Annotated in this window: 26 protein-coding genes; 14 read left to right on the forward strand and 12 right to left on the reverse strand. The window is 71.9% G+C overall.

What is annotated here, in order from left to right; genetic code table 11:
- Positions 1–8: 8 nt before the first annotated feature.
- From IOD14_RS24985 to IOD14_RS24995, 3 genes are all read right to left on the reverse strand, one after another.
- On the reverse strand, positions 9–176 hold the full coding sequence (locus IOD14_RS24985; RefSeq protein ID WP_212671575.1) for a hypothetical protein: 168 nt from the start codon (positions 174–176) through the stop codon (positions 9–11).
- A gap of 331 nt (positions 177–507) precedes the next feature.
- On the reverse strand, positions 508–1,308 hold the full coding sequence (locus IOD14_RS24990) for a VOC family protein (RefSeq protein ID WP_123987048.1): 801 nt from the start codon (positions 1,306–1,308) through the stop codon (positions 508–510).
- Between the two features lie 61 nt (positions 1,309–1,369).
- A complete protein-coding gene (locus IOD14_RS24995; protein WP_123987049.1) occupies positions 1,370–1,726 on the reverse strand; it encodes an STAS domain-containing protein in 357 nt (118 codons plus the stop codon).
- Positions 1,727–1,956: 230 nt separating this feature from the next.
- Here IOD14_RS24995 and IOD14_RS25000 point away from each other — a divergent pair, with 230 nt between their 5' ends.
- From IOD14_RS25000 to IOD14_RS25010, 3 genes are all read left to right on the forward strand, one after another.
- Positions 1,957–2,631, forward strand: a complete 675-nt coding sequence (locus IOD14_RS25000) for a response regulator transcription factor (protein WP_123987050.1) — start codon at positions 1,957–1,959, stop codon at positions 2,629–2,631.
- A gap of 39 nt (positions 2,632–2,670) precedes the next feature.
- Positions 2,671–4,332, forward strand: a complete 1,662-nt coding sequence (locus IOD14_RS25005; protein WP_212671576.1) for an ATP-binding protein — start codon at positions 2,671–2,673, stop codon at positions 4,330–4,332.
- An 83-nt stretch (positions 4,333–4,415) separates the two neighbouring features.
- The gene (locus tag IOD14_RS25010) at positions 4,416–5,315 is read left to right on the forward strand and encodes an SGNH/GDSL hydrolase family protein (RefSeq protein WP_123987052.1); all 900 of its coding nucleotides are present in this window, start codon (positions 4,416–4,418) and stop codon (positions 5,313–5,315) included.
- Positions 5,316–5,369: 54 nt separating this feature from the next.
- Here IOD14_RS25010 and IOD14_RS25015 read toward each other — a convergent pair whose 3' ends face one another.
- A complete protein-coding gene (locus IOD14_RS25015; RefSeq protein ID WP_123987053.1) occupies positions 5,370–5,852 on the reverse strand; it encodes a VOC family protein in 483 nt (160 codons plus the stop codon).
- A gap of 123 nt (positions 5,853–5,975) precedes the next feature.
- Between IOD14_RS25015 and IOD14_RS25020 the strand changes: the two genes are divergently transcribed.
- From IOD14_RS25020 to IOD14_RS25030, 3 genes are all read left to right on the forward strand, one after another.
- Entirely contained in the window at positions 5,976–7,187 is a 1,212-nt protein-coding gene (locus tag IOD14_RS25020) for an epoxide hydrolase family protein (RefSeq protein WP_212671577.1), read from the forward strand.
- A 123-nt stretch (positions 7,188–7,310) separates the two neighbouring features.
- Positions 7,311–7,934, forward strand: a complete 624-nt coding sequence (locus IOD14_RS25025; protein ID WP_123987055.1) for an ATP-dependent Clp protease proteolytic subunit — start codon at positions 7,311–7,313, stop codon at positions 7,932–7,934.
- Between the two features lies 1 nt (position 7,935).
- Positions 7,936–8,538 carry an ATP-dependent Clp protease proteolytic subunit gene (locus IOD14_RS25030; RefSeq protein WP_123987056.1) on the forward strand — a complete coding sequence of 201 codons (603 nt, stop codon included), beginning with the start codon at positions 7,936–7,938 and terminating at the stop codon, positions 8,536–8,538.
- 15 nt (positions 8,539–8,553) lie between these two features.
- Here the strand turns inward: IOD14_RS25030 and IOD14_RS25035 are convergent, their stop codons facing one another.
- Entirely contained in the window at positions 8,554–8,979 is a 426-nt protein-coding gene (locus IOD14_RS25035) for a helix-turn-helix transcriptional regulator (protein ID WP_123987057.1), read from the reverse strand.
- Positions 8,980–9,068: 89 nt separating this feature from the next.
- On the opposite strand from IOD14_RS25035, the gene IOD14_RS25040 reads away from it, so the two are divergent.
- Both IOD14_RS25040 and IOD14_RS25045 read left to right on the forward strand, forming a co-directional pair.
- Complete coding sequence (locus IOD14_RS25040) at positions 9,069–9,848, forward strand: class I SAM-dependent methyltransferase (RefSeq protein ID WP_123987058.1); 780 nt, start codon at positions 9,069–9,071, stop codon at positions 9,846–9,848.
- A 220-nt stretch (positions 9,849–10,068) separates the two neighbouring features.
- The gene (locus tag IOD14_RS25045) at positions 10,069–10,965 is read left to right on the forward strand and encodes an RNA polymerase sigma factor SigF (RefSeq protein WP_123987059.1); all 897 of its coding nucleotides are present in this window, start codon (positions 10,069–10,071) and stop codon (positions 10,963–10,965) included.
- 142 nt (positions 10,966–11,107) lie between these two features.
- Here IOD14_RS25045 and IOD14_RS25050 read toward each other — a convergent pair whose 3' ends face one another.
- Together IOD14_RS25050 and IOD14_RS25055 are read right to left on the reverse strand one after the other, a co-directional pair.
- Entirely contained in the window at positions 11,108–11,566 is a 459-nt protein-coding gene (locus tag IOD14_RS25050; RefSeq protein WP_123987060.1) for an ATP-binding protein, read from the reverse strand.
- Positions 11,567–11,662: 96 nt separating this feature from the next.
- A complete protein-coding gene (locus IOD14_RS25055; RefSeq protein WP_123987061.1) occupies positions 11,663–12,913 on the reverse strand; it encodes a DUF6777 domain-containing protein in 1,251 nt (416 codons plus the stop codon).
- 171 nt (positions 12,914–13,084) lie between these two features.
- Here IOD14_RS25055 and IOD14_RS25060 point away from each other — a divergent pair, with 171 nt between their 5' ends.
- Both IOD14_RS25060 and IOD14_RS25065 read left to right on the forward strand, forming a co-directional pair.
- Complete coding sequence (locus IOD14_RS25060) at positions 13,085–14,362, forward strand: streptophobe family protein (RefSeq protein WP_212671578.1); 1,278 nt, start codon at positions 13,085–13,087, stop codon at positions 14,360–14,362.
- A gap of 44 nt (positions 14,363–14,406) precedes the next feature.
- On the forward strand, positions 14,407–14,820 hold the full coding sequence (locus IOD14_RS25065) for a nuclear transport factor 2 family protein (protein ID WP_123987063.1): 414 nt from the start codon (positions 14,407–14,409) through the stop codon (positions 14,818–14,820).
- Here IOD14_RS25065 and IOD14_RS25070 read toward each other — a convergent pair whose 3' ends face one another.
- The 4 genes from IOD14_RS25070 to IOD14_RS25085 form a co-directional block, all read right to left on the reverse strand.
- Positions 14,821–15,798, reverse strand: coding sequence for a serine/threonine-protein kinase (locus IOD14_RS25070; RefSeq protein WP_212671579.1), 978 nt, complete (start codon positions 15,796–15,798; stop codon positions 14,821–14,823).
- Positions 15,788–16,354, reverse strand: a complete 567-nt coding sequence (locus tag IOD14_RS25075; RefSeq protein ID WP_123987065.1) for a hypothetical protein — start codon at positions 16,352–16,354, stop codon at positions 15,788–15,790. Before IOD14_RS25075 ends, IOD14_RS25070 begins: the two co-directional genes overlap by 11 nt.
- An 8-nt stretch (positions 16,355–16,362) precedes the next feature.
- A complete protein-coding gene (locus tag IOD14_RS25080; RefSeq protein ID WP_212671580.1) occupies positions 16,363–18,696 on the reverse strand; it encodes an FHA domain-containing protein in 2,334 nt (777 codons plus the stop codon).
- An 88-nt stretch (positions 18,697–18,784) separates the two neighbouring features.
- Positions 18,785–19,195 carry a hypothetical protein gene (locus IOD14_RS25085; protein ID WP_123987067.1) on the reverse strand — a complete coding sequence of 137 codons (411 nt, stop codon included), beginning with the start codon at positions 19,193–19,195 and terminating at the stop codon, positions 18,785–18,787.
- A 327-nt stretch (positions 19,196–19,522) separates the two neighbouring features.
- Here IOD14_RS25085 and IOD14_RS25090 point away from each other — a divergent pair, with 327 nt between their 5' ends.
- Both IOD14_RS25090 and IOD14_RS25095 read left to right on the forward strand, forming a co-directional pair.
- On the forward strand, positions 19,523–19,906 hold the full coding sequence (locus tag IOD14_RS25090) for a nuclear transport factor 2 family protein (RefSeq protein WP_123987068.1): 384 nt from the start codon (positions 19,523–19,525) through the stop codon (positions 19,904–19,906).
- A 73-nt stretch (positions 19,907–19,979) separates the two neighbouring features.
- Entirely contained in the window at positions 19,980–20,264 is a 285-nt protein-coding gene (locus IOD14_RS25095) for a DUF1905 domain-containing protein (RefSeq protein ID WP_212671581.1), read from the forward strand.
- Between the two features lie 541 nt (positions 20,265–20,805).
- Here IOD14_RS25095 and mgrA read toward each other — a convergent pair.
- Positions 20,806–21,801, reverse strand: coding sequence for an L-glyceraldehyde 3-phosphate reductase (mgrA, locus tag IOD14_RS25100; RefSeq protein WP_212671582.1), 996 nt, complete (start codon positions 21,799–21,801; stop codon positions 20,806–20,808).
- 124 nt (positions 21,802–21,925) lie between these two features.
- Between mgrA and IOD14_RS25105 the strand changes: the two genes are divergently transcribed.
- Positions 21,926–22,843 (forward strand): LysR substrate-binding domain-containing protein, encoded by a 918-nt coding sequence (locus tag IOD14_RS25105; RefSeq protein WP_212671583.1) that lies wholly within the window; start codon positions 21,926–21,928, stop codon positions 22,841–22,843.
- A gap of 76 nt (positions 22,844–22,919) precedes the next feature.
- On the forward strand, positions 22,920–24,419 hold the full coding sequence (locus tag IOD14_RS25110; protein WP_212671584.1) for a carotenoid oxygenase family protein: 1,500 nt from the start codon (positions 22,920–22,922) through the stop codon (positions 24,417–24,419).
- The last annotated feature ends 24 nt before the right edge of the window (positions 24,420–24,443 follow it).

The raw sequence follows: 24,443 nt of genomic DNA on the forward strand, positions 1-24,443 counted from the left end.
GGCCGCCGCTACCGCATGGTCGTCCACACCGGTGTCGGTGCGAGGACACCCAGCTGGGCCGCGGCGGGCCGGGAGTTCGACGGCGTCGTGGCGGGGAGCGTCCGGCTCTGGATCAGCCCGGTCGCCGGTGCCGCCCCGGTGCTGCGGGCGGAGGCCGGCACACCCTCTTCCGGCACGCCCTCTTCCGGAGCGCCTTCCAGTCGGCGGACGACGTGGCCGGGGCGTCCACCGAGGCCTCCGCCCGCGCCCTGCCGACCTGTCGTTCGGCCGGAGCCGGACGGACAACCGGCCCGGGCGCCTGTGCGGCCGTCTGTCGCCCGGCGGTCGAGGGACCCTCGAGGCGTTCACGGATCCGTCGAGCCGAAGGAGTGGCGCTGCGAGTGGGACCGGGCGCGCAGCCGTGAGGCGTGGCTGGACCCGGTCCGCTCCCGGCGACCACGGGCGGTCGCCCGACGGGAAGCTCGGCGCCCCGGTGATGCCGTCGACGCACTCGGCGGTGCGCTCCGGCTAGGGCACGTCGGAGATCTGGGGCATGTCGCCCTGGGTCGTGGTCACGTCGATCACCGAGAAACTCGCGCCCTGCGGGTCGCTGAGGGCCGCGAACCGGCCGAAGGGCGAGTCCATCGGCCCGAACCTCAGGACGGCGCCGAGCTTGGTGGCGCGGGCCACCGCGTCGTCGCAGTCGGGGACCGAGAAGTAGACGTTGATGTAGGCCGGCACCTCGGGCGGGAAGTCGTCCGTCATCTTCATGCGGCCGAGCACGGTGTGGTCACCGAGGTTGAACATGCGGAAGTCGATCGCGTCGTCCTGCATCTGCCGGGCGGTGTAGCCGAAGACGGCCGGGAAGAAGGTGTCGGACTTCTCGGGGTCACGGGTGTAGATCTCGGCCCAGCAGTAAGCGCCCGGCTGCTCCGGCGGCGCCTCGAAGCCCTCGTGGGTGCCCGCCTGCCACACACCGAAGACGACGCCGCTCGGGTCGCGCCCCAGGCACATCGTGCCGAAGTCGCCGACCTGCATGGGCTCCATGAGCACTTCGCCGCCGTGGTCACGGATCCTGCCGGCGGTGGCGGCCGCGTCCGGCGAGGCGAGATACAGGCACCACTGCGACTGGCCCTCCTGTCCTGGCATCGGCGGAACGACGGCGGCGACCGCCTTGCCGTCCGCGTAGGCCTGCGTGTAGTTGCCGTACTCCGACGACGCGTCGCCGAAGGTCCAGCCGAGGACGTCGCCGTAGAAGCTCTTGGCTCCCTCGACGTCACTGAACATCGCATCGGCCCAACAGGGGGTTCCCTCAGGTTGTACGGCCATGATCGCGGCCCTTCCCGAATCGGTGGTCGGTCCGACTCCACACGCTAGTCACGGGTGCGCCCTACCGCGCGTCGAACAGCTCCAGCGTGCCGTGGGCGGCCAGCAGCCGCCGAGTGCCGGGGGTGCACAGCACGGAGAACGTCGCGCCGCCCTCCAGCACCCGGCGGCGCAGGCGCAGCAGCAGGTTGAGGCCCGTGGAGTCGACGAAGGCGACCGGGCGCAGGTCGACGACGTACGCCGGTGCGGCGAGGGCCACGAGGGAGTCGAGCCAGCAGCGCAGTCGGTGGGCGTTGGCGAGGTCGATCTCACCGTGGAGTTCGGCGAGGACCAGGCCGTCCGCGTCGCGCAGGAGGCCGTGGCCGGCGGGCGGTGGCGGCCAGGAGGCGGTGACGACGGGGCTCAGATCGTTGTCGTGCACAGTGCCGTCCCCGCTGTCGTGCCGGCCGCTCGTCGGGGCCTGGCTCCGGCGCGGACGCGTGCGGCGGTTTCGCGATCCCCGCACCGCACGTGTCCGCGCCGGAACTCCCCCGGGCGGCTCCCCCTTGAACCGTGGTGCTTACTGTTCTACCTTCGCCACATGGTCTGGGCATCAACGCCCGCTCATCAGCGACACAACGGGCGGGTGCCGGGCGGGCCAGGTGATGCGGAATGCGCCCGCACCTCGCCCTGATCGAGGACGAGCCCGACTTCGCACTGATGTGCCGTTCCTATCTGGAGCGGGCCGGATTCACCGTCACCTGGGCCATGGACGCCCGCGCCGGAAAGTCCGTGCTGCACGAGAGCGGCGTCGACCTGGCGATCCTGGACCTGGGTCTCCCGGACGGCAGCGGCCTCGAGCTGCTGCGGGCGCTCAGGTCGACGAGCCGGCTCCCGGTCATCGTGGTCTCGGGCCGCGCCGCGGAGGCGGACCGGGTGGCGGGGCTGGAGATCGGCGCGGACGACTACCTGGTCAAGCCGTTCTCCCAGCGTGAACTGGTGGCCCGTATCCACGCCGTCTTGCGCCGCTCGCGGCCGCCCGACGTCCCGACGGTGTTCCAGGCAGGCTCGCTCGTCGTCGACACGGCGGCGCGGCAGGCCTTTGTCGACGGCACCCCGCTGACCCTGCGCCCCAAGGAGTTCGCCCTGCTGGAGATGCTGGCCGCCGCGCCCGGCCGGGTGTTCTCGGCGGAGCAGCTCCTGGAGCGGATCTGGGGTTCGTCCTGGCAGCAGCCCGCGACCGTGGTCGAACACGTGTACCGACTGCGCGGAAAGCTCGCCGAACTGTCCGTCCTCGCCCCGCGGATCACCACCGTCCGCGGCTACGGTTACCGCCTCGACCCCTGAGACGGCGCGCTCCGAGACACCCGGCCAGGAGGTCCGCCCATGCCCGACGCCCCGGACTTCCGGCGCCTGTTCGACTCGAACCTGTCCCCGTTGCTCGTGCTGACCCCCGACTTCGTCATCGTCGAGGTCAACCGCGCTTATCTGGCGGCCACGCGCACCGGGCGCGGCATCGTCGGGAGGCCGGTCTTCGAGGTGTTCCCCGACAATCCCGAGGACCCCTCGGCCGACGGCGTGGCCAATCTGCGGCGCTCCCTGGAGACGGTCGTGGCGAGCGGCCGTACGGACACCATGGCCCTGCAGCGCTACGACATCCCGGGCGACGAGGAGGGTGCCTTCGCCGAGCGGTACTGGAGCCCGGTCAACGCGCCGGTCCTGGACGACGAGGGGCGGGTGACGCACATCATCCACCGGGTCGAGGACGTCACGGAGTTCGTGCATCTGCGGCGGGTGGGGCGGGAGCAGCAGCGGGCCGTGGCCGACGCGCAGATGCGCGCGGAGGGCATGGAGATCGACCTGTTCGTGCGGGCGCGGGAGATCCGCGAGGTGAACGAGCAGCTGAGCCGGGTCAACGCCGAGCTGGACGCGGCGGGCCGCAGGCTGCGGGAGGAGCAGCGGGCCAAGGACCGCTTCATCGCCACCCTCTCGCACGAGTTGCGCAACCCCCTCGCGGCCGCGACCGCGGCCACCGAACTGCTCGCCCTCGACATGCCGGAGGGGCATCCGGCGCTGGCCGTCCTGGAGCGGCAGCTCGGCACGCTGGCCCGGATGAGCAACGACCTCCTGGACGGCACCCGGGCGGTGACCGGGCGGCTGGAACTGGTGCGGGAACCGGTCGACCTGCGCTCGGTCGTGGACGGCGCCTGCGCGGACATCGGCGGCCTGTTCGCGCACGAGCACCGCACCCTCGACGTACGGCTGCCCGCGGCTCCCCTCGTCGTGGACGGCGACCGGCTGCGGCTCGCGCAGGTGCTGACGAACCTGCTGTCGAACGCGCTCAAGTACACCCGGCCGGGCGGCCGCACCGAGGTGGAGCTCGCGGCCGGGGGCGGTCAGGCGCGGCTGGCTGTGCGGGACGACGGCATCGGCTTCGAGCCCGGTCAGGCCGAGGAACTGTTCGGGGTGTTCATGCGGGCCGCCCCCGCCGGCCCCGACACGCCGGAGGGCCTGGGTCTGGGGCTCGCCGTAGCGCGGACGATCACGGAACTGCACCACGGAAGGATCGGCGCGCGCAGCGACGGGCCCGGCCGGGGGGCGACGTTCACGGTGGTCCTGCCGACGACCGACTGCACGGCCCCGCCGCGCCCCCGGCCCACGGCCGCCCGGTCCGTGCACCGCCGGCTGTCCGTGCTGATCGTGGAGGACAACGAGGACCTGGCCGCGACCTACCACACGCTGCTGGAGCGGCAGGGCCACCGGGTGTCGACCGTGCACACCGGGACCGCCGCGCTCGCCGCGACCGAGGCGCAGGCGTTCGACGTCGTCCTGTGCGACCTGGGGTTGTCTGACATCGACGGCTACACGGTCGCCCGCCGGGTACGGGGCCGGCCGGGCGGTGAGCGGCCGCGGCTCATCGCGGTCTCCGGCTTCAGCCAGGGCACCGACCGGGCGCTGTCCCGGGCGGCCGGGTTCGACGCCCATCTGACCAAGCCGCTGCCGCTGACCGAGCTGATGGACGTCCTGGAGCGTCCGGAAGGCGACTGAAACCGCGCCGTGCGTCTTCCCCCCTGGGCCCGGCTGTGCTTGCCTGGGGAACCGTTTTTCGGCGACCGGGGCGGGAGTCGCGCATGCGGACACCGTGGATCGTGGGGTTGTTGGCCGCAGTCCTGCTGCTCGGCGCCTGCGGCGACCCCTCGGACGGACCGGAGACCGCGCCGCCGACCCCGGACGTCTCGCGAGCGGCCACCACGCACCAGCGCGCCCAGTCCGCGCCGAGCGCCTCCGCGGCCGTCGTCGCCCCCAAGGTGCTGTACCTCGGCGACTCGCTCGCCACGGAGGCCCAGCAGGTCCTCGGGCAGGAGCTGCGCCGGGAGCTGCGGGCGACGTACACGAGCGCGCCGTACTCGGGGACCACGCCGTGCGACTACCTGGAGGGCACCGGCAAGAAGTCGCTGGTGCCCGACCGCGACAAGGCGGCCGCGCTGGTCCGGGCGCGGCACCCGGACGTCGTGGTGCTGCAGTTCTGGGGCAACGCGTGGGGCTACACGTGGTGCATGGACGGGATCAGCCATGCCGCCTCGCCGCAGAGGTACTTCAGCAGGTACCGGGCCGACCTTCGCCGGCTGACCGACCAGATCGCGGCGGCGGGCGGTGGGCATCGGCCGCGGATCGTGTGGGTGGCGCAGGGCCCGGACCCGATCACCCCGGACCGGGTCCGGCGTGTGAACGAGCTCTACGAGGAGCAGGCGGCCGCCTCGGGGGACGTGGTCGCGGACGCGGGTGCGACGGTGGCGCCCGGCGGATCCCGGTACACCTGGGTGCAGTACCTGCCCTGCACCTCCGACGAGCGCGAGCACGCCGGCTACTGCACCCAGCCGGACCGGGACCGGACCGCCCTGCACCTCGACAAGGACTACCTGCACTTCTGTCTGGCGCCCACGACGTCCACGCCCCGGCCCTGCCCGGTCCGCTCCCCCGGCATCCTGCGGATGGCCCGGGAGATCACACGGGTGATCGGCTCGTCCTGAGGGGAGATCCGAGTCCAGGGGATCCGAACCCCGGGATCCGAGCCCGCTCGCGGCTCACTCGCCCGCGTATGCCTTGTCCAGGGCCGCGATGTCGAACTTGCTCATCGCCATGAACGCCTTCATCACGCGGGCCGACCTCGCCGGGTCCGGGTCGGTGATCATGGCCTGGAGCCGGTCCGGCACGACCTGCCAGGACAAGCCGTACCTGTCCTTGAGCCAACCGCAGGGGCCGGGCTCGCCGCCGCCCTCGGTGAGCCTGGTCCAGTAGTAGTCGATCTCCTCCTGGTTCTCGCAGAAGATCATGAAGGAGACCGCCTCGGTGAACTTGAACTCGGGGCCGCCGTTCAGCGCGAGGAACTGCCGGCCGTTCGCCGTGAACTCGACGGTCAGCACGGACCCGGCGGGCTGCGGCGCGCCCTCCGGGTAGCGGGCGATCTCGCCGATGCTGGAGTTCTTGAACACGGAGACGTAGTAGTGGGCGGCCTCCTCCGCCTGGCCGTCGAACCAGAGACAAGTGGTGAAACCGTCGGTGGCCATGCGTACCTCCTGGGTCATGGGAACGTCCGTCACCTGTGTCGACCGATCCTCGCCCCGGAACTCATCGGTCGGGGGGCCACTGATCCAGGTGGCCGATACACCTGTGCGAACTAGCATCCGGGCATGACGTCTGCGCCCACAGAGCACACCGGCCTGGTCCGGCCCTTCCGCCTCGACATTCCGCAGAGCGACCTCGACGACCTCCACGATCGGCTCGACCGCACGCGCTGGCCCGACGACCTGTCGGCCACGGGCTGGGCGTACGGCGTGCCAGCCAGCTACCTGCGCGAACTCGTGCACCACTGGTGGCACTCCTACGACTGGCGCGCGGCCGAGGCACGGCTGAACGAGTGGCCGCAGTTCACGACCGTCATCGACGGGTCGACGGTCCACTTCGCCCACATCCGCTCCCCCGAGCCGGACGCCACCCCGCTGATCATCACCCACGGCTGGCCGGGCTCGATCGTCGAGTTCCTGGACGTGGTCGGCCCGTTGACCGATCCGGCGGCCCACGGCGGCGACCCGGCCGACGCCTTCCATGTCGTCGTGCCGAGCATCCCCGGCTTCGGGCTGTCCGGGCCGCCCGCGGACACGGGCTGGGAGGCGGGCCGGATCGCGGACGCGTGGGCCGAGTTGATGACGCGCCTCGGCTACGAGCGGTTCGGCGCGCAGGGCGGTGACTGGGGCTCGGCGATCTCCCGGGAACTGGGCCGCGCCCACCCCGAGCGGATCATCGGCGTCCACCTCAACCTGCTGCCGGGGGCGCAGGCCACGCACGAACCGACCGAGGAGGAGCTCGCCGCGCTCGGGCCCGCGGAACGCGAGCGCGCCCTGGAGTCCTGGCGGCGGTGGAGCGCCTGGTCGAGCGAAGGCACCGGGTACGCCGTCCTGCACTCGACGCGGCCGCAGACCCTCGCCTACGCGCTCACCGACTCGCCGGTCGGCCAACTCGCTTGGATCGTCGAGAAGTTCCAGGAGTGGACCGACTCCGCCGAACTGCCGGAGGAGGCCGTGGACCGGGACCGGCTGCTGACCAACGTGATGCTCTACTGGCTGACCGGGACCGCCGGTTCGGCGGCCCGGATCTACTACGAGCGCGCCCACGCCACGGGCGGGCGGGCGGCCCGGCCCACCGAATTTTCCACCGCGCCGACCGCGCTCGCTCTCTTCCCGGCCGAGCTGCAACTCCCGCTGCGGCACAAGGCGGAGCGCACCGACACCGTCGTGCGCTGGACCGAGTTCGACCGGGGCGGCCACTTCGCGGCGATGGAGGAGCCGGACCTGCTGGTGGACGACGTGCGGGCGTTCTTCCGGCAACTGCGCGGGACGGGCTGAACACACCCCCGGGGCCCGCGCTCTGCCGGTGGCGAATCTGCCACCGGCAGAGAAGTCGCATCGGGGCATCGTCCGAGGTCAACAGTGGAGTCGACGACATCCCTGCGACCGTGAGGACAGCCCATGACTTCCATCCGGGCCGAGGAGGGCGACACCCCTCCCACCCGCTTCGACGACCAACTGGCCGCCCAGCTCCTCGCCCAGCGCATCGTGCTGCTGGGCACCCAGGTCGACGAGGTCTCCGCCAACCGGATCTGCTCGCAGCTGCTGGTCCTGTCCGCGGAGGACCCCCGCACCGACATCAGCCTGTGCATCAACAGCCCGGGCGGCTCGGTGTACGCGGGACTCGCGATCTACGACACGATGCGGCTGATCCCGAACGACGTCTCGACGCTCGCCATGGGCTTCGCGGCGAGCATGGGCCAGTTCCTGCTCTGCGGCGGCGCACCCGGCAAGCGGTACGCCCTGCCGAACGCGCGGATCATGATGCACCAGGGCTCCGCGGGCATCGGCGGCACCACCGCCGACATCGAGATCCAGGCGGAGAACCTGGAGCACAGCAAGCGGACCATGGAGCGTCTCCTCGCCGAGAACACGGGCCAGACACCGGAGACGATCGCCCACGACGGCGACCGCGACCGCTGGTTCACGGCCGAGGAGGCCAGGGAGTACGGCATGGTGGACCGGGTCCTGGAGTCCCTCGCGGACGTCCGCCCGGCCGCCTCCAGGCGACGGATGGGGCTCTGACATGGCGAACTACACGATTCCGTACGTCGTCGAGCGGACCGCGCACGGCGAGCGCTCCTCCGACGTGTTCAGCCGCCTGCTCTCGGAGCGGATCATCTTCCTCGGCACGGAGATCGACGACGGGGTCGCCAACGTCGTGATCGCGCAGCTCCTGCACCTGGAGTCGGCGGCCCCGGAGAACGAGATCTCGATCTACATCAACTCGCCCGGCGGATCGTTCACCTCGCTCATGGCCATCTACGACACGATGACCTATGTGCAGGCGCCGATCTCCACGCTGTGCGTGGGACAGGCGGCCTCGACGGCGGCCGTTCTGCTGGCCGGGGGCGATCCCGGCCGACGGCTCGTGCTGGAGCACGCGCGTGTGCTGCTCGGCCAGCCGGCCTCCGGCGGCAACCGCGGCGCGATCTCCGACCTCGCCCTGCAGGCCAAGGAGATGGTCCGCATCCGCTCCCAGGTGGAGGAGGTGCTGGCCCGGCACACCCACCACGACGTCGCGACCCTGCGCGCCGACATGGACCGCGACAAGGTGTTCACCGCCGAGGAGGCAGTGGCCTACGGCCTGGCCGACGAGGTGGTGAGCCGGCGCCTCGTGACGGTCTGAGGCGCCGGTCCCGCATCAGGCCGCCAGGCACATCCCGTCGTACGGCGATCCCGGTACCGCGTTGCGGCCGTGCGCGGGGTGCCGGGTGAGCTCGCCCTGGGCCAGGGAGAGCAGATCGCCGAGGCCGAGGCCCAGGGCGTGGGCGGCGGCCGCGAGGACCTCGGAGGAGGCCTCCTTGCGGCCGCGCTCCACTTCGGAGAGGTAGGGCATGGAGATCCGGGCCGCGTCGGCCACGTCCTTGAGCGTGCGCTCCTGGGCGAGGCGCTCGCGGCGCAGGACGTCCCCGACGAGGTCACGCCACAGGGGCTCCCTGGTCTCCCTGGTGGGCTCCCGCGGTGGTGTCGTGGCGGGGCGTGCGGACACTGGGCGGGCGGTCCCCGGGCGCGCGGACTGCGGGCGCAGGGGGATCACGCGGGCTTGGTTCGGCGCTTGGCTGCTCACCGGATCAGCCTAAATTCCGTGGCCGCCAGGGCAAGGGGTCGGCATTCTGCCCTGGGTGGAATCGGCGACGGGCAAGGGGCTGGTGACCGGTGTTGCGCGACACGTTCAACGAGGCGGCGGAGCTTTACGACCGGGCGCGTCCGGGCTATCCGCCCGCTCTGGTCCGGGAGTTGGACCGGGTGGCCGGCCTCGGCCCGCACAGCCGTGTCCTGGAGGCGGCCCCCGGGACAGGCCAACTCACCCGCTCCCTGGCCGGGTTCGGCTGCCACATCACCGCGGTGGAACTGGGCGACGCGATGGCGGCTGTGGCCCGGCGGCAACTGGACGGATTCCCTCGTGTCGAGGTGTGCCACGCGGACTTCGAAAGCTGGCCCCTGCCGGACGAGCCCTTCGACCTGGTCGCCTGTGCCACCGCCTGGCACTGGCTCGACCCGGCCGTCCGCGTGGAGAAGTCCGCGGACGCGCTACGCCCGGGAGGGCACCTCGCCGTGGTCGTCACCGAGCACGTGGCCGGCGGCACCGTCGACTTCTTCGCCCGGGCCCAGGACTGCTACGAACGCTGGGATCCGGCCACACCGCCCGGGCTGCGGCTCCAGCCGTCGTCGGAGATCTCCTCGGACACGGAGGAGTTCGAGAGCTGTCCGCGACTCGGTGACGTCACGGTGACCCGTTTCGAACAGGACATCACCTACACCACCGACCAGTACATCGACGTGCTCCTGACCTACTCGGGCCACCGGGCCCTCGACAGCACCCGCCGCGAGGGCCTCCTGGCCTGTGTCCGGGATCTGATCGAGACGCGCCACGGCGGCCGTGTCACCAAGCGGTACCTCCACGAACTGATCGTCACGACCCGGGTCGCCCGCTGAAGGCCGCCGATTTCCCGCCACCGGACCACTCACCGGGCATGCGTCGTCACTCTTCGGGTACGCGCAGCCTGAGGGAGCTGCGGGTCATTCGGTCGGCCGTGGTCCGGGGACGCATATGTCGTCGCGTTCCGGGTACACGGCAGGCCTCGTACCATCCGCAGGACCCTGACAACCAGGCCGAAGAGGCAGACGTCGAGCCGTGACTTTCGTGGGAGAGGTAATGCATACCGTCGTCACCGCCGTGAACCGTTCGGAGGCACAGGTCACCGAGCACGCCAGCGGGACCAGGACGGGTGGGACACCCCTGCCGGGAGTCGAGGAACCGCGGTCCGTCGCCCCGCGGGACGCACGGGAGCTGTCCCGTCAGTTCTTCCAGCGCCTGACCGAGCTCGAGGAGGGGACGCACGAGTTCCAGTACGCGCGCAACACCCTCATCGAGATGAACATGTCGCTCGTACGCTTCGCGGCCGGCAGGTTCCGGGGCCGCGGCGACGACATGGAGGACATCGTCCAGACCGGCATGATCGGCCTGATCAAGGCGATCGACCGGTTCGAGGTGTCCCGCGAGGTCGAGTTCACCTCGTTCGCGCTGCCCTACATCGTCGGCGAGATCAAGCGTTTCTTCCGTGACACCACCTGGGCTGTGCACGTGCCGCGGCGCCTGCAGGAGCTCCGCGTCGAGCTGGCCAAGGCGCGTGAGGAACTCGCCAGCCGGCTGGACCGCGATCCGACGGTCGCCGAACTCGCCACCCTGATGAACATCTCCGAGAGCGAGGTCATCGAGGGCCAGATTGCCTCGAACGGCTACAACTCCTCGTCCCTGGACGCCGCCCTGACCGGCGACGGTCCCGAGGGCGGCGAAGCGGTGCTCGCCGACTTCATCGGTGTCGAGGAGGACGGGCTGCGGCTCGTCGAGGACTTCCAGTCGCTCGCCCCGCTGATGGCCCAGCTCAGCGACCGGGACCGGGAGATCATCCACATGCGGTTCGTGGAGGAGGCCACCCAGTCGGAGATCGGTGAGCGGCTCGGCTGCTCGCAGATGCATGTGTCCCGGCTGATCAAGCGGATCATCATGCGGCTGCGCGAGGGCATGCTGGGCGAGCTGGGTTGCGCCTGAGCACACAGGAGACAGCGAATAGGCGGGTGTCGTCCTCGGACGGCACCCGCTCCACGATCACGGGCATGACACCGCGAGCTCAGTGGTCGTCAGTGGTCGAAAGCCTCAGCGGCCGCGCTCGCTCCGCGCCGCCGCCGACGTCTCACTGCTTGCCGCTCAGCCCCAGCACGGCCCTGACGCGCTTGCCCACCGGTACGCGTTCCGCCGCGACCTCCCGGGCCAGGACATGCACGATCTCCAGACCGTGCCGACCGATGCGCTCGGGGTCCCGGGGGAACCTGCGCGGCAGGGCGGCGCTGCTGTCGTAGACCGTGACGACGACCGCCTCGTCGGTGCCCTCCAGCTCCAGGATGTACGGCCCGTTGCTGTGCCGGTCGGCGTTGGTGACGAGCTCGCTCACCACGAGGAGCACTTCCTCCTCGGCGCGGTCACCGACGGCGGCACACCACTCGGTTCTGAGCCTGCCCAGGAACTCCGCGGCGAAGGAGCGCGCCTCGGCGATGCATCCCGGCTCCCCGGTGTAGTGCGCCGCCCGCCGCAGTGGTTCCACGGGCACGTCGAAACCAGTCGGTATCACTGCCCCGTCCAGGTGATCGATCATGCGTTTCTCTCTCGGAAGCCGGACTGGCCGGACGCTGCTGCACCAGTCCTCGTACCCCGAGCGGCGCGCCGCAGTCCAGGTGACGCGTCACACTGATCAGGACACCTGACCGCTGTCCTGCGAGGCCGACTGTGCCGTCCCTGTGGTGGTGTCGGAGGCGAGGGGCGGCTGCGGTGCCGAGGAGTCGGGGGCGACGGGCTCGTCGCCCGAGGATTCACTGGTGGGCGGCTGCGAGGAGGGCGTGCTCGGGGCCGGTGAGGACGGGGCGGTGGAGGTCGGCGGGCACGGGCTCGGCGATCCGGAGGGGGTTCCGGTCGGTGTTCCGGTGGCTCCGGCCGACACGGAGACGCAGGGCGACGGAGAGCTCGGGGACGTCGGCGCGCTCGGTGTCGTCGGCGTGGACACGCTCACCGACGGGGACGGCTTGACCGGCGGGTCGGTCTTGTGGTCCTTGCCCCCGGTGTCGCCGCGGTGCCGGCCGATCCAGTCGTGGTGGTCGGGGTCGTAGATCACGAAGATGTTGATGACGGTCGTCGAGGGCGCGACCACGACCACGTTCGAGGGCCGGTACGCCGCCCAGGTGTCGCCGGTGCGCTTCGGCGTGGACTGCTGGGCGACCGGCGGGGTCAGCGGGTTGCCGCAGGCGCAGCGGGTGCGGGGCACTCCGTGGTCGTCGACGAGGACGGCGGTCCCGGCCTGGAGGACGGCCTGGTAGCTGGTGGCGGCGCCGTCGCGGTAGCCGTGGTTGGTGACGCGGGTGTCCATGCGCAGCTGGACGGGCGTGAGCGAGCGCAGGTAGGCGGGGACCCCGGACGGTTGGACGCCGGCGACCGAGGCGAACGCCTTGTTCTTCGCGGGGTCCGCCCCGAGGGCCTTGACCTGCTTCTCGACGTCGCAGCTAGAGACGTTGCGGGTACCGCCGTACAGGCCGGGTGCGGCGCCGTCGACGCCGCGTACGGCGTTCGCGGGTTCGGAGGAGCCGGTCGGGGTGGCGGAGACCGGCGGCACGGAGCTGTCCTTCGCGGTGGACTCGGTGAAGGGGTCGGGGCCCGTCTTGGCGGCCGCCTGGAGGAAGACCTCCCCGTCGCCGCCGGCCGAGGTGGAGCCGCCGCCGCCCTCGGAGCGAGTGAAGACGACCGCGAGGACCACGGCGGCCACCAGCGCGGCGGCGATCATCGCGACCCGGGGCGCCGACCTCCACCAGGGGCGGTCGGGTTCGGGCGTGGGTGCTCCGCCGCTGCTGCCCGGGGGTTGCGAGGGCGGGCCCGAAGGCGGCTGCGAGGGGCCCGACAGAGGGCCGGAGGGGGGCCCGGTGGGGCGGCCCGACGAAGGCGGTTCGACGCTCACTGGTTCTTCTTCCCGACGCGGGACTCCTGCGGCGTGCGATCCGATTACCCCGATTCGGCCGCATTTTTCCGCGACATACCTATTGTTTGCTCCGGTCCGGTGTCGCCCGCAAGCGGACGCGGACGGACCTCCCGGCAGGCGAGCCGTCCCCGCGCTGCTTAGCGTGGCAGGGTGAGCCCGCGACCCCCCTCCGACCAGGCAGTCGTCGCCCAGCACGGCTGGGCGCGGGCCCTGGCCACGGTGCTGGCCGCGCTGATCGCCATGGGGGTGGTGGCCGCGCTGGGACTGTGGGCGGCGGGTGCGTCCGACCTCCCGGACAACGCGTTCCCCCGGGTCGTCGCGGCGACGGTCGTCACGGCCGTCGGCGGCACGATCAAGCTGTCGGGCGGTGCGGGCGGGCTCGCCGACGGCACGGCCGGGCTCACCGTGATCCCCCTGTCCGTGACCCTGACCGGGGCGCTGGTGCTCGGCGCGGGCTTCCTGCGGCCACTGCGGCACCGGGCCGTCACCGGCGGCCGGGAACTCGCCGGATGGGCCGCCCGGATCGCCGTCCTGTGGCTGCTCGCCCTGGTCGCCCTCGGCTACGCGGCCCGCCAGACGTTCAAGCTCTCCGTCGGCGACGACACGCTGAGCGACCTGGGCGATCTGTTCGGTGTCTCCCCCGAGGTCGGCTTCACCACGGACATTCCGCGGACCCTGCTGTCCGGCCTGCTGTGGCTGGCGGGCGTCCTGCTGCTGGCCCTGCTGGTCTCGCGCCGGGCGCCCCTGCCGGGGCAATTGCTGCGCCTCCAGGAGTCGGTGCGGCCCGCGGCGCACGCCATGGTCGTGGTCCTCCTCGCCTACGTCGTTCTCGGCACCCTCGTCGCCCTGGTCGTCGCGGCGACCCGGGGCCATGCCTCCGAGACACTCGCGGTGATCCTGCTGGGCCTGCCCAACCTGGTGTGGCTCGCCCTGACCATCGGCCTGGGCGCCACCTGGAACGGCCGGGTGGAGGGCCCCTTCGGACTGCCCATGCCGCACGTCCTGGACGAGGTGCTGCGCTCCAAGGACACCGCCACGCTCGATCTGAGCACGCTCGCCGAGCACGACGGCCGGATCTGGTGGCTGGTGGTCGTCGACGCCGTCCTGCTGCTCGCGGCCGCGTTCCTGATGGCGGCCCGCTCCCCCGCCCGCGTCCGCGCCTGGCAGCACGCGGTGCGCCTGGCGATCGCCCTCGCCCTGACGGTTCTGATGATCTGCCTCATGGGCCGGATCTCCGCCCACTACGGTCTGTCGGTGCTCGGCATCGGCGACCTCGGCGGCGGCCTGGGCGGAAAGCTGTTCCTGGAGCCGGAACTGTGGTCCGCGGTCGGCCTCGGCGCCCTGTGGGGCCTGGTCACCGGTTTCCTGGGCGCCCTGCTGGCGCGGCCGGTGCGGCGCAAAGGGGAGATCGAACCGGCTGACGCGTGACGCGGGTCGTGGCAGGGTGCGCTCAGCCGACGAAAGGGCACCGCATGACACTGGCTCTCGAGGACCGCCTCGCCGTGACCGAGCTGATCGCGCTGCACGGGCACCTGGTGGACGCCGGGGCGCTGGACCGGTTGCACGAGGTCTTCACCCCGGACGTCTGCTACGACCTGTCCGACTTCGGCCAGGGTGAACTCACCGGACTCGACGCGATCGAGGAGGCGGCCCTGGCACTGGGCGCCGGGAACCCCGTGGCGCACCACGTCACGAACGTGTTCGTCGAGGAGATCACCGACGGCCGGGTCCACGCCCGTTCCAAGGGCCTCGGCGTCATGGCGGACGGCTCGTGCGGCTCGGTCACGTACGAGGACACCGTGGTCCGGGTGGGCGCGGGGTGGCGGATCAGCCACCGTCGGGTGCTGGCCCGCCGGGTGCCGCTGAACGGCCTGGGCCAGGGCTGACTACCTGGCGCGGACCACCGGTTGCGCCCAGTGGGGCGGGGGCTTCGGTCGGGTCTCCGGGGGTTCCACGGCCTTCAGGGCGACCTCGGTCGGCGGGTGGCCGCCCGTCGCCGCCGAGCGGAGGGCGGCGACGAAGTCGAGGCAGGAGTCGTGCCGGGCGTCGGGGGTCTTGGCGAGGGCCTTGGCGAACACCGCGTCCAGGGAGACCGGCAGGCCGGGCCGGGACTCGGACAGGGCGGGCGGGGCGTCGTACTGGTGGGCCCACAGCAGGGCCATGTCGTCGTCGCGGCGGAAGGGCGGATGGCCCGTCAGGGTCTCGTGGACCACGCAGGCGAAGCCGTAGACGTCGCAGCGGCCGTCGACGGGGCGGCCCGAGATCTGCTCGGGGGCCACGTAGTCGAGGGTGCCGACGAACTGGCCGACCGTCGTGAACCCGGTCAGCGACAGCGACTTCTTCGTGAGACCGAAGTCGGTGAGGTAGGTGTGCTCGGGGTGGTCGCTGTCGGTGCCCCGGGAGACCAGGATGTTGCCGGGCTTCACGTCCCGGTGGACCAGTCCGTGCTCGTGGGCCGCGTCCAGCGCGGAGGCGACCTGGGCGGCGATCCGCAGCGCGGTCGGCAGCGGCAACGGCCCCTGGCGGTCCAGCAGATGGCGCAGGTCGCTGCCGGCGACGTACCGCATGGCGATGTACAGCACACCGTCCGTCTCGCCTGCCTCGAAGACGGGGATGATGTGCGGATGGTCGATCGCGGCGGCCACCCGGGACTCGTGGCTGAAGCGCTTGCGGAAGGTGTCGTTGCGGGCGAGCTCGGGGGCCAGCAGCTTCAGCGCCACCGTGCGGTCCAGGCGCAGGTCCCGGGCCCGGTAGACGACGGCCATGCCACCGCGGCCGATCTCCTGCTCGATGCGGTAGTTCGCGACCTGCCGGCCGACCAGTTCGGAGGGGCGGCCGGAGAAGAGGCTGGTCTCACGGGCCATCGTGGGTCACGACCTGCGTCGGGGCGTGTCCGCCCGCCTGTTGCGTCGGGGGGTGTCCGCTCGCCTGCGGGCCCTCGTCGGTGGCGTAGGTGCTCAGCCGGGTCCCGTCGGCGTAGACCCAGCGCGCGTGCTGGGCGTCGTACAGCCACACGTGCTCCCCGTCGACGACCACCCCGATCCGCAGTCCCCGGGTGCGGCCGCGGAAGGCCTCCCCGTCGAGGCCACCGCGGCCCAGCTCCTCGACGGCGGCCCGGTAGCGGGTGAGGGTCTCGTCGGCGCGGGCCAGCAGGGGGCGAGGGTCGGCGGCGCGGGTGAGCGGGCTTTCGGGGGCGGGCGGGTCCTGGGGTACGGCGACCAGGTGGCGGCCGTCGACCCAGGCAGACCAGCCGTTGGCGCACGCGACGTACGCCCAGTCGCCGCGCCGCTCGAGGAGCTGGACGGGCAGCAGCGGGTCGAGGGGCACGGTGGGGCGGGCCGGGTCGGGGGCCTCCCAGGCGGGCATGCCGAATCCGGGAACCACGTGGGTGGGCCGGAAGCCGGGGCTCGGCGTCGTCATCGTGCCGCCTACTTCCGCATGACCGCGGGTTCGTGGCGGCGCAGCAGCCGGGAGACGACGTATCCGAAGAGCACCGACAGGACGATCAGCATGCCGATGTTCAGCAGCCATACGCCCGCCGAGTGCTTGAACAGCGGGTCGCCGGTGAGGTCGCCGGGCACGATGCGGGCGAGGCCGATGGTGCCGGCCATCGCGCCGAGCGCCCAGCGCGAGGGCACCAGCCAGGACAGCTGTTCGAGACCCGGCACGCCGTCGAGTTTCAGCAGGGCCCCGCAGAAGACGACCTGGACGATCGCGAGCAGCACGAGCAGCGGCATCGTCACCTCCTCCTTGCGCACCAGCGCGGAGACGAGCAGGCCGAGCATCATCGCCGTGAACGCCAGCAGGGCGACGGCGATCGTGATCTCGGCAAGGGGCGGCATCAACACGCCTTCGCCGCCGGGCGCGTTGAGGTCGACCCCGAGCAGGGCGACCAGGGTCAGGACCACCGCCTGGACGACGGTGATCGCGCCCAGCACGACGACCTTGGACATCAGGTACGCCGATCTGGACAGGCCGACGGCCCGCTCGCGCTGGTAGATGACCCGCTCCTTCACCAGCTCGCGCACGGCGTTGGCGGCACCGGTGAGCACACCGCCGACACACAGGATGAGCAGGGCGTTCATCGCGGTGTCCCGGGTGAGCTGGCTGCCCGCGAGGGCCCGGGCCATGGCACCCATCACAAAGGGCAGGGCGATCATGATGACCAGGAAGGTGCGGTCGGCGCCGAGGGCAGCCGAGTAGCGGCGGATCAGGGTGCCGAGCTGGGCGCCGCGGCTGCGGGGCCGGGGCGGGGGCGCGATGATCACCGGCTCGGAGCGGGGCATCCGGGGCTGCGCGGTGGCCTCGGCGACGTACTGGTGCCGGAAGGGCGAGCGGTGGAAGTCGCCCGCCCAGTCGCGGTCCTGGTCGCGCTCGAAGGCTTCGAACGCCTCGGGCCACTGGGTGAAGCCGAAGTAGGCGAGGGCGTCCTCGGGCGGCCCGTAGTAGGCGATCTTCCCGCCGGGTGCGAGGACGAGCAGGCGGTCGCAGACGTCGAGGCTCAGGACGCTGTGGGTGACGACGATGACCGTGCGGCCGTCGTCGGCGAGGCCGCGCAGCATGTGCATCACCGAGCGGTCCATGCCGGGGTCGAGACCGGAGGTCGGTTCGTCCAGGAAGAGCAGGGACGGTTTGGTGAGCAGTTCCAGGGCGACGCTGACCCTCTTGCGCTGTCCGCCGGAGAGGCTGTGCACGGGCTGCCCGGCGCGCTGCTCCAGACCGAGTTCGCGGATGACCTCGTCGACGCGTTCGCGGCGCTCGGCCTTCGCGGTGTCCTGCGGGAAGCGCAGTTCGGCGGCGTAGGACAGGGCGCTGCGGACGGTCAGCTGGGCGTGCAGGATGTCGTCCTGCGGGACCAGGCCGATGCGCTGGCGCAGTTCGGCGTAGTCGCGGTAGAGGTCGCGGCCGTCGTAGAGGACGGTGCCGTGGTCGGCGGGGCGCTGGCCGGTGAGGGCATTGAGGAGGGTGGACTTGCCGGCGCCGCTCGGGCCCACGACGGCGAGCAGGCACTTCTCCCCCACCGGGAAGGACACGTGGTCCAGCAGCGTCTTGCGGCCGTGGTCGACGGCGACCGTGAGGTCCTGGACGTCGAGGGAGACCTCGCCGGTGTCGACGTACTCCTGGAGCGTGTCGCCGACCAGGCAGAACGCCGAGTGGCCGATGCCGAGGATGTCACCGGGTCCCAGGGGGGCGCTGGTGACGGGCCGGCCGTTGAGGTAGGTGCCGTTGTGGCTGCCCAGGTCGACGATCTCGTACGTGCCGTCGGGCCGGGCGCGCAGCTCGGCGTGGCGGCGGGAGACGACCAGGTCGTCGATGACGAGGTCGTTGTCCTCGGCACGGCCGATACGGACGGTGCGGGTGGGCAGCGGACGCACGGCGGTGGGCTGGCGGAAGGTGCCGGTCAGGCCGGGCATCGAGACGGCGGAGGGGCGCTCAGGGGTGGGGAGGCCCAGCACGACCGCGCAGGGGCCGTCGGCCGGGCTGCCGAAGCGGATCACGCTGCCGGGGCCGACGTCCCACTCGTGGACGCGGCGGCCGTCGGCGTAGGTGCCGTTGGTGCTGTTCTCGTCCTCGAGAGTCCAATGGCCGGCCTCGGGTCGCAGCACCGCGTGGTGCCACGAGACCCGGGCATCGTCGATGACGATGTCGCTCAACGGGTCGCGTCCGACGTGGTAGTCGTGGCCCGGGCTCATCACCGTGGAGCCGGTGTCGGTCTCCAGGACGAGCTCGGGCGCCGTCGGTGCGACCGGCCGCTCCGCCATGCCTGAATTCTACCGATTCACCCCTTTGGCCGCCCGGCGGCGCGGATCGGACCACGGAGCGGCCGGAGCGGCGGCCCGGCGGCTCGGGTCAGGCCACCGGAGTGAAGAGTGCCGAGGCCATCCGGTGCATTCTCGCGGCATCCACGGACTCGGCGAGCAGTTCGTACTCGGTGGTGTCGTCGCTCGCGGCGATCCGGATCAGCCGACCGGCCGCCAACTCGTCGGCGGCCAGCTCCTGTTGGACCGGGTCGGCACACCAGAGCCGCATGACGGTGGGCACGTCGAGCACGGTGTCGGCAACGGGGGCGAGGGCGCCCGCCGGGAAGTACCCGGCCTCCGGCTGGGGATCCAACCGGTCCGCCATCCAGGAGGCCCGGTCCCGTAACCACCACAGGGCGAGGGCCAGCGTGGGCGCGCGATAGGTTCCGAGGGGTACACCGATGCGCCGCCCGTCGCAGATGCCGTACCCCGTGACATGGCACAGGAATTCGTCGTGCACGATCCACTCCCCCGCTTGCTCCGTCCGGTTGTCGGCAGGACCTCGCTTCCGTGCGGCTCGTGTGCGTTGCGCGGCTCGTGCTGCTGTGCGTGACGGGCACCTCGCTGGATGTGAAGGCCCTGCAGTCGAGTATGTTCACTACTGAAACACTGTCACCACATCTTTTTGGCCAGTCTCCTGGCATATTCACCGGCCCTCCTGGCCGAATTCTGACGGGTACACGCTCAAACCTCATGACCCGGGAAGTAATCGACGGTCACGAGCCGCGCGGGCAGGGTTGTCTCACCAGGTCCCACCAGCACAGACGACCATGGAGGCTGATTTCCCATGTCCGCGAACACGGACCGTTACGAGAACGCCGTCGCCCGCTACTTCGAAGCCTGGAACGCCCGGGAGCCGGAGGCACGCGCCAAGGCCGTGGCCGCCGCCTGGGCGGTGGGCGGCGGTTACACCGACCCTCTCGCCGACGCGGTCGGCCACGACCGGATCGCCGCGGTGATCGCGGCGGCCCACGAGCAGTTCCCCGGTTTCGCGTTCCGGCTCACCGGCCCCGTCGAGGGGCATCACGAGACCGCGCGGTTCTCCTGGGAGCTGGTGAGCGACGCCGACGGGTCGGCGCCCGTCGCCGGATCCGATGTGGTCGCCCTGGCCGGGGACGGCCGGATCAGGAGCGTGTACGGCTTCCTGGACCGGCTGCCGGCAGGGGCGTGAAGGGGCGGTCGCGATGAGTTCTGCCCTCGCCGGTGGTCTCTTGAAGAGGTAGCCGTCGACGAGGGAGAACATCATGGCCACGACCGGAAGAGTGGACGCGGAGTTCACCGCGGTCCTCAGCAGGAACCCGCAGAAGGGCAGCTGGACCTGTGTCCACTGGCCCGCCTCCGTGGAGTTCTTCGGCACCCGGGGGCTGGTGAAGGTCCGCGGGACGATCGACGGGCACCCCTTCCAGAGCTCCTTCATGGCCCTCGGCGACGGCACCCACATGCTGCCCGTGAAGGCCGACGTACGAAAGGCCATCGGCAAGGAGTCGGGCGACACGGTGACCGTCCACATCGAGGAACGCACCGGCTGACCGGAGCCGGCCAGGCGGCCGACGGGCCGGAGCCGGAGCCCGCCCCGCGCTCGGACAACCGCGGGACAGACGACCGACGGCCCGGTCCGGCGCCCGACTGCCCGGCAGGCCAGTCGGCGGGGCCCATGCGGTGTCCTCTGCGGCCCGCAGCACGACAGGGCCGCGGATGTCCGCCCGCGCCGGCGTGACTCCGGACGGAACTCCGCGCCACGGTCGGTCGGGACAAGACGCCCAGCCCCTGCGGCACTTCGCTGCCCGTGACCGCCCTCGCCCCTCGCAGGAGACCGTGCCGACCCGGCCCGGCGGGTTCGGTCCGGGACCGGCGATGCACGCCTCACCCATGTGCACGGGGCGAACGCAGCCGACCGGTTCGGTGGAGCCGGTGGCGAACAGCTCGCGCACCGTTCGCCGGCCCGGAGTCCGGGAGCCCCAACGGGGCGAGGCGGTCCGGCTGCCTCGCCCCGTTGGCGTACGACGCCTCTCCCCCAGCGGGTGACGGTGCTGCTCGTTCAGCTGCTCGGCGCCGGCGCCGCCGCTCAGGTCACGCCTTGACGATCGCGTCGATCCTTGCCAGTTCCTCCGCGTCGAAGTCCAGGTTGGCGATCGTGCCCACGCTGTCCTCGATCTGCTTCGGGCTGCTCGCGCCCACCAGGGCCGAGGTGACCCGGCCGCCGCGCAGGACCCAGGCCAGGGCCAGCTGGGCGAGGGTCTGGCCGCGGCCCTCGGCGATGGTGTTGAGCTCGCGGAGCCGGGCGACCAGGTCCTCGGTCAGCGCGTCCGAGTTGAGGAAGGGGCTGTCGCTCGCGGCCCGGGAGTCCTCGGGGATGCCGTCGAGGTAGCGGCCGGTGAGCAGGCCCTGCTCCAGCGGGGAGAAGACGATGGAGCCGACCTGGAGCTCGTCCAGCGCGTCGAGGAGGCCGCCGTCCTCGGGGCGGCGGTCCAGCATCGAGTAGCGCGGCTGGTGGATGAGGAGCGGGGTGCCGAGTTCGCCGAGGATGCGGGCGGCCTCACGGGTCTGCTCGGCCGAGTAGTTGGAGATGCCGGCGTACAGCGCCTTGCCCTGCTGCACCGCGGTGTGCAGGGCGCCCATCGTCTCCTCCAGCGGAGTCTCCGGGTCGGGGCGGTGCGAGTAGAAGATGTCGACGTAGTCCAGGCCCATCCGGGTCAGGCTCTGGTCCAGCGAGGAGAGCAGGTACTTGCGGGAACCCCACTCACCGTACGGGCCGGGCCACATCAGGTAGCCGGCCTTGGTCGAGATGATCAGCTCGTCGCGGTAGGGCGCGAGGTCGGCCTTGAGGGCCTCGCCGAAGGCGGACTCGGCGGCGCCGGGGGGCGGACCGTAGTTGTTGGCGAGGTCGAAGTGGGTGACGCCGAGGTCGAAGGCGCGGCGCAGGATGGCCCGCTGGGTCTCGACGGTGCGGTCCGCCGGGCCGAAGTTGTGCCACAGGCCGAGCGAGATCGCGGGGAGCTTCAGGCCACTGCGTCCGGTGCGCCGGTACGGCATCTCCGCGTAGCGGTCGGGGTGTGCGGTGTACAACGCGACTCCAGAGGGGTTGGCACGGTGGAACCAGGGTCATGAACCTGTGTCCACTCTTTCGCGACCTGGGGGCATTGGTCCAACAGAAGAATCCGATGGAATTGAGCGGCTAGGCTTCTCAATCATGGAACTGCGCCATCTCCAGCACTTCGTGGCGGTCGCCGAGGACCAGCACTTCACCCGGGCCGCCGAGCGGCTGCTCGTGTCCCAGTCGGGCCTGTCCGCGTCCATCCGGGCGCTGGAGAGGGAGCTGCAGACCCCGCTGTTCGTCCGGACCACCCGCCGGGTGACCCTCACCCCGGCCGGCCGGGCGCTGCTGGGCGAGGCCGAGCGGATCCTGGCTCAGGTGCGGTCCGCGCACGAGGCGGTGGCCGCCGTGCAGGGTGTGCTGCGCGGGATGCTCGCGATCGGATCCGAGCAGTGCATCGCCGGGCTGCATGTGGCGGGGCTGCTCGCCGCGTTCCGGCGGCAGCATCCGGATGTCGAGATCTGTCTGCGCCAGGCGGGGTCGGCCGCGCTGGCGGAGGAGGTGGCGGCCGGGCGCCTCGATCTGGCCTTCGCCGTGCGGGCGGCGCAGGAGGACACCGACCAGTTGCGTGTCGTACCGCTGTCGAGCGAGCCCATGACCGTGCTGTGCCACCCCAGCCACCGGCTCGCGGCCGTCGGCGCGGCCGTGACGCCCGAGGACCTGGACGGTGAGGTGTTCGTCGACTTCCATCCGGACTGGGGGCCGCGCCGCACCACCGACGCGGCCTTCGCCGCCGCGGGAACGCGCCGCAACGTCGCCCTGGAGGTCAACGACGTGCACAGCCTCCTCGACCTGGTGGACGAGAACCTCGGCGTGGCCGTCGTACCGCGGCACTTCCGGCACAAGCGGGAGTCGCTGACCGCTCTCCCGGTCAAGGGCACCGGCGAGACCGTGTACGAGACGGTCGCCCTGCTGCCGCCCTCACAGGCCACCAGCCCGGCGGCCCGGGCGCTGATGGCCCTGCTGGAAACAGGGGGTTTGGGTACACCCCCGGACGGGGCCCACCCCTCGTGACCTGATCCCTCCCGCGCACCAGACTCATGACCGTTCCCGAGGACAACGCGGACAACCACGGTCAGGAGCAGGGAAGATGACGGACCCCACACGACGGAACGTACTGCGCGGAGCGGCGGCGGTCGCGGCGGCCGGCGCCCTCGTGGGCACCGGGGCGGGCGCACCGCCCGCCGCGGCGGCGCCCCGGACCACACGCCGCTTACCCTTCCTGGAAGGCGCCTTCGAGCCGGTCACCGAGGAGCTGACGGCCTTCGACCTGCCGGTCACCGGCCGCATCCCCCGCGAGCTGAACGGCCGCTATCTGCGCAACGGCCCCAACGTGCTGGGCCTGGAGGACCCGCGCGCCCACCACTGGATGCTCGGCGACGGCATGGTGCACGGGGTCCGGCTGCGCGAGGGACGCGCGGAGTGGTACCGCAACCGCTGGGTGCGCTCCTCCCAGGTCGCGAAGAAGCTCGGCGAGCCCTACCCGGGCCCGGTGCCGCCGGACGACTTCCCGTGCAACACCCATGTGATCCCGTACCGGGGACGGATCCTGGCGCTCCAGGAGAGCGGGCCGCTGCCCTACGAGCTCGACGACGAGCTGAACACCGTGGGCACGTACGACTTCCGGGGCACCCTGGAGGGCGCGTTCACCGCGCACACCAAGTTCGACGCCCACGCGGGCGAGCTGCACGCGATCGCCTACTACCCGACCTGGGACCATGTGCGGCACCTGGTGGTGGACCCGGGCGGCCGCGTCTCGCGCAGCACCAGGATCCCGGTGGCGGACGCGCCGATGATCCACGACTTCGCGCTCACCGAGAACCACGTGGTGATCCTCGACATGCCGGTGACCTTCGACCCGGCGGGCGCCGAGCGCGGCGACATCGTGCCCTATGTCTGGAACGACCGGCATCCGGCCCGGATCGGTGTGCTGCCGCGCAAGGGCGGTGCGGTCCGCTGGTTCGAGGTCGACCCGGTGTACTACTCGCACACCCTCAACGCGTACGAGGAGGGGCCGAACCTCGTCATCGACACGACGAACTTCGACGCGCCCTTCCTCGTGGCGGGCAACGGCTCGGGAGGCCCTTACGGGACGGGCACCCCGCGGCTGGACCGCTGGACGGTGGACCTGCGGCAGGGGCGGGTGCGGGTGCGGACCCTCGACGACCGTCCGCAGGAGTTCCCTCGGGTCAACGAGGCTCTGGTGTCGCGCCGGCACCGCTACGGCTACTCGGCGGCGTCCGCGGAGATGGCCGTGGCCTATCAGGCGATCGACGGCAACCCGCCTCCCGACCGGGCCTTCAGCAACGCGGTCATCAAGCACGATCTGCTGAGGGGCACCTCACAGGTGCACCGGCTGCCTCGAGGTGCGGCCGCGAGCGAGGCCGTCTTCGTGCCGGCCGACCCCTGCGCCGAGCGGGCCGCGGAGGACGACGGCTACGCGATCGCGTATGTGCACAACCCCGATCGCGGGGCCTCGGACCTGGTGATTCTCGCGGCCCAGGACTTCACGGCCGAGCCGGTGGCCCGGATCCATCTGCCGGGGCGGGTGCCGCTGGGCTTCCACGGGAGCTGGATTCCCGACGCGTGACGAGGGGTGATGCGCGATGGTGGA

This window comes from Streptomyces sp. A2-16, assembly GCF_018128905.1.
GTDB lineage: Bacteria > Actinomycetota > Actinomycetes > Streptomycetales > Streptomycetaceae > Streptomyces.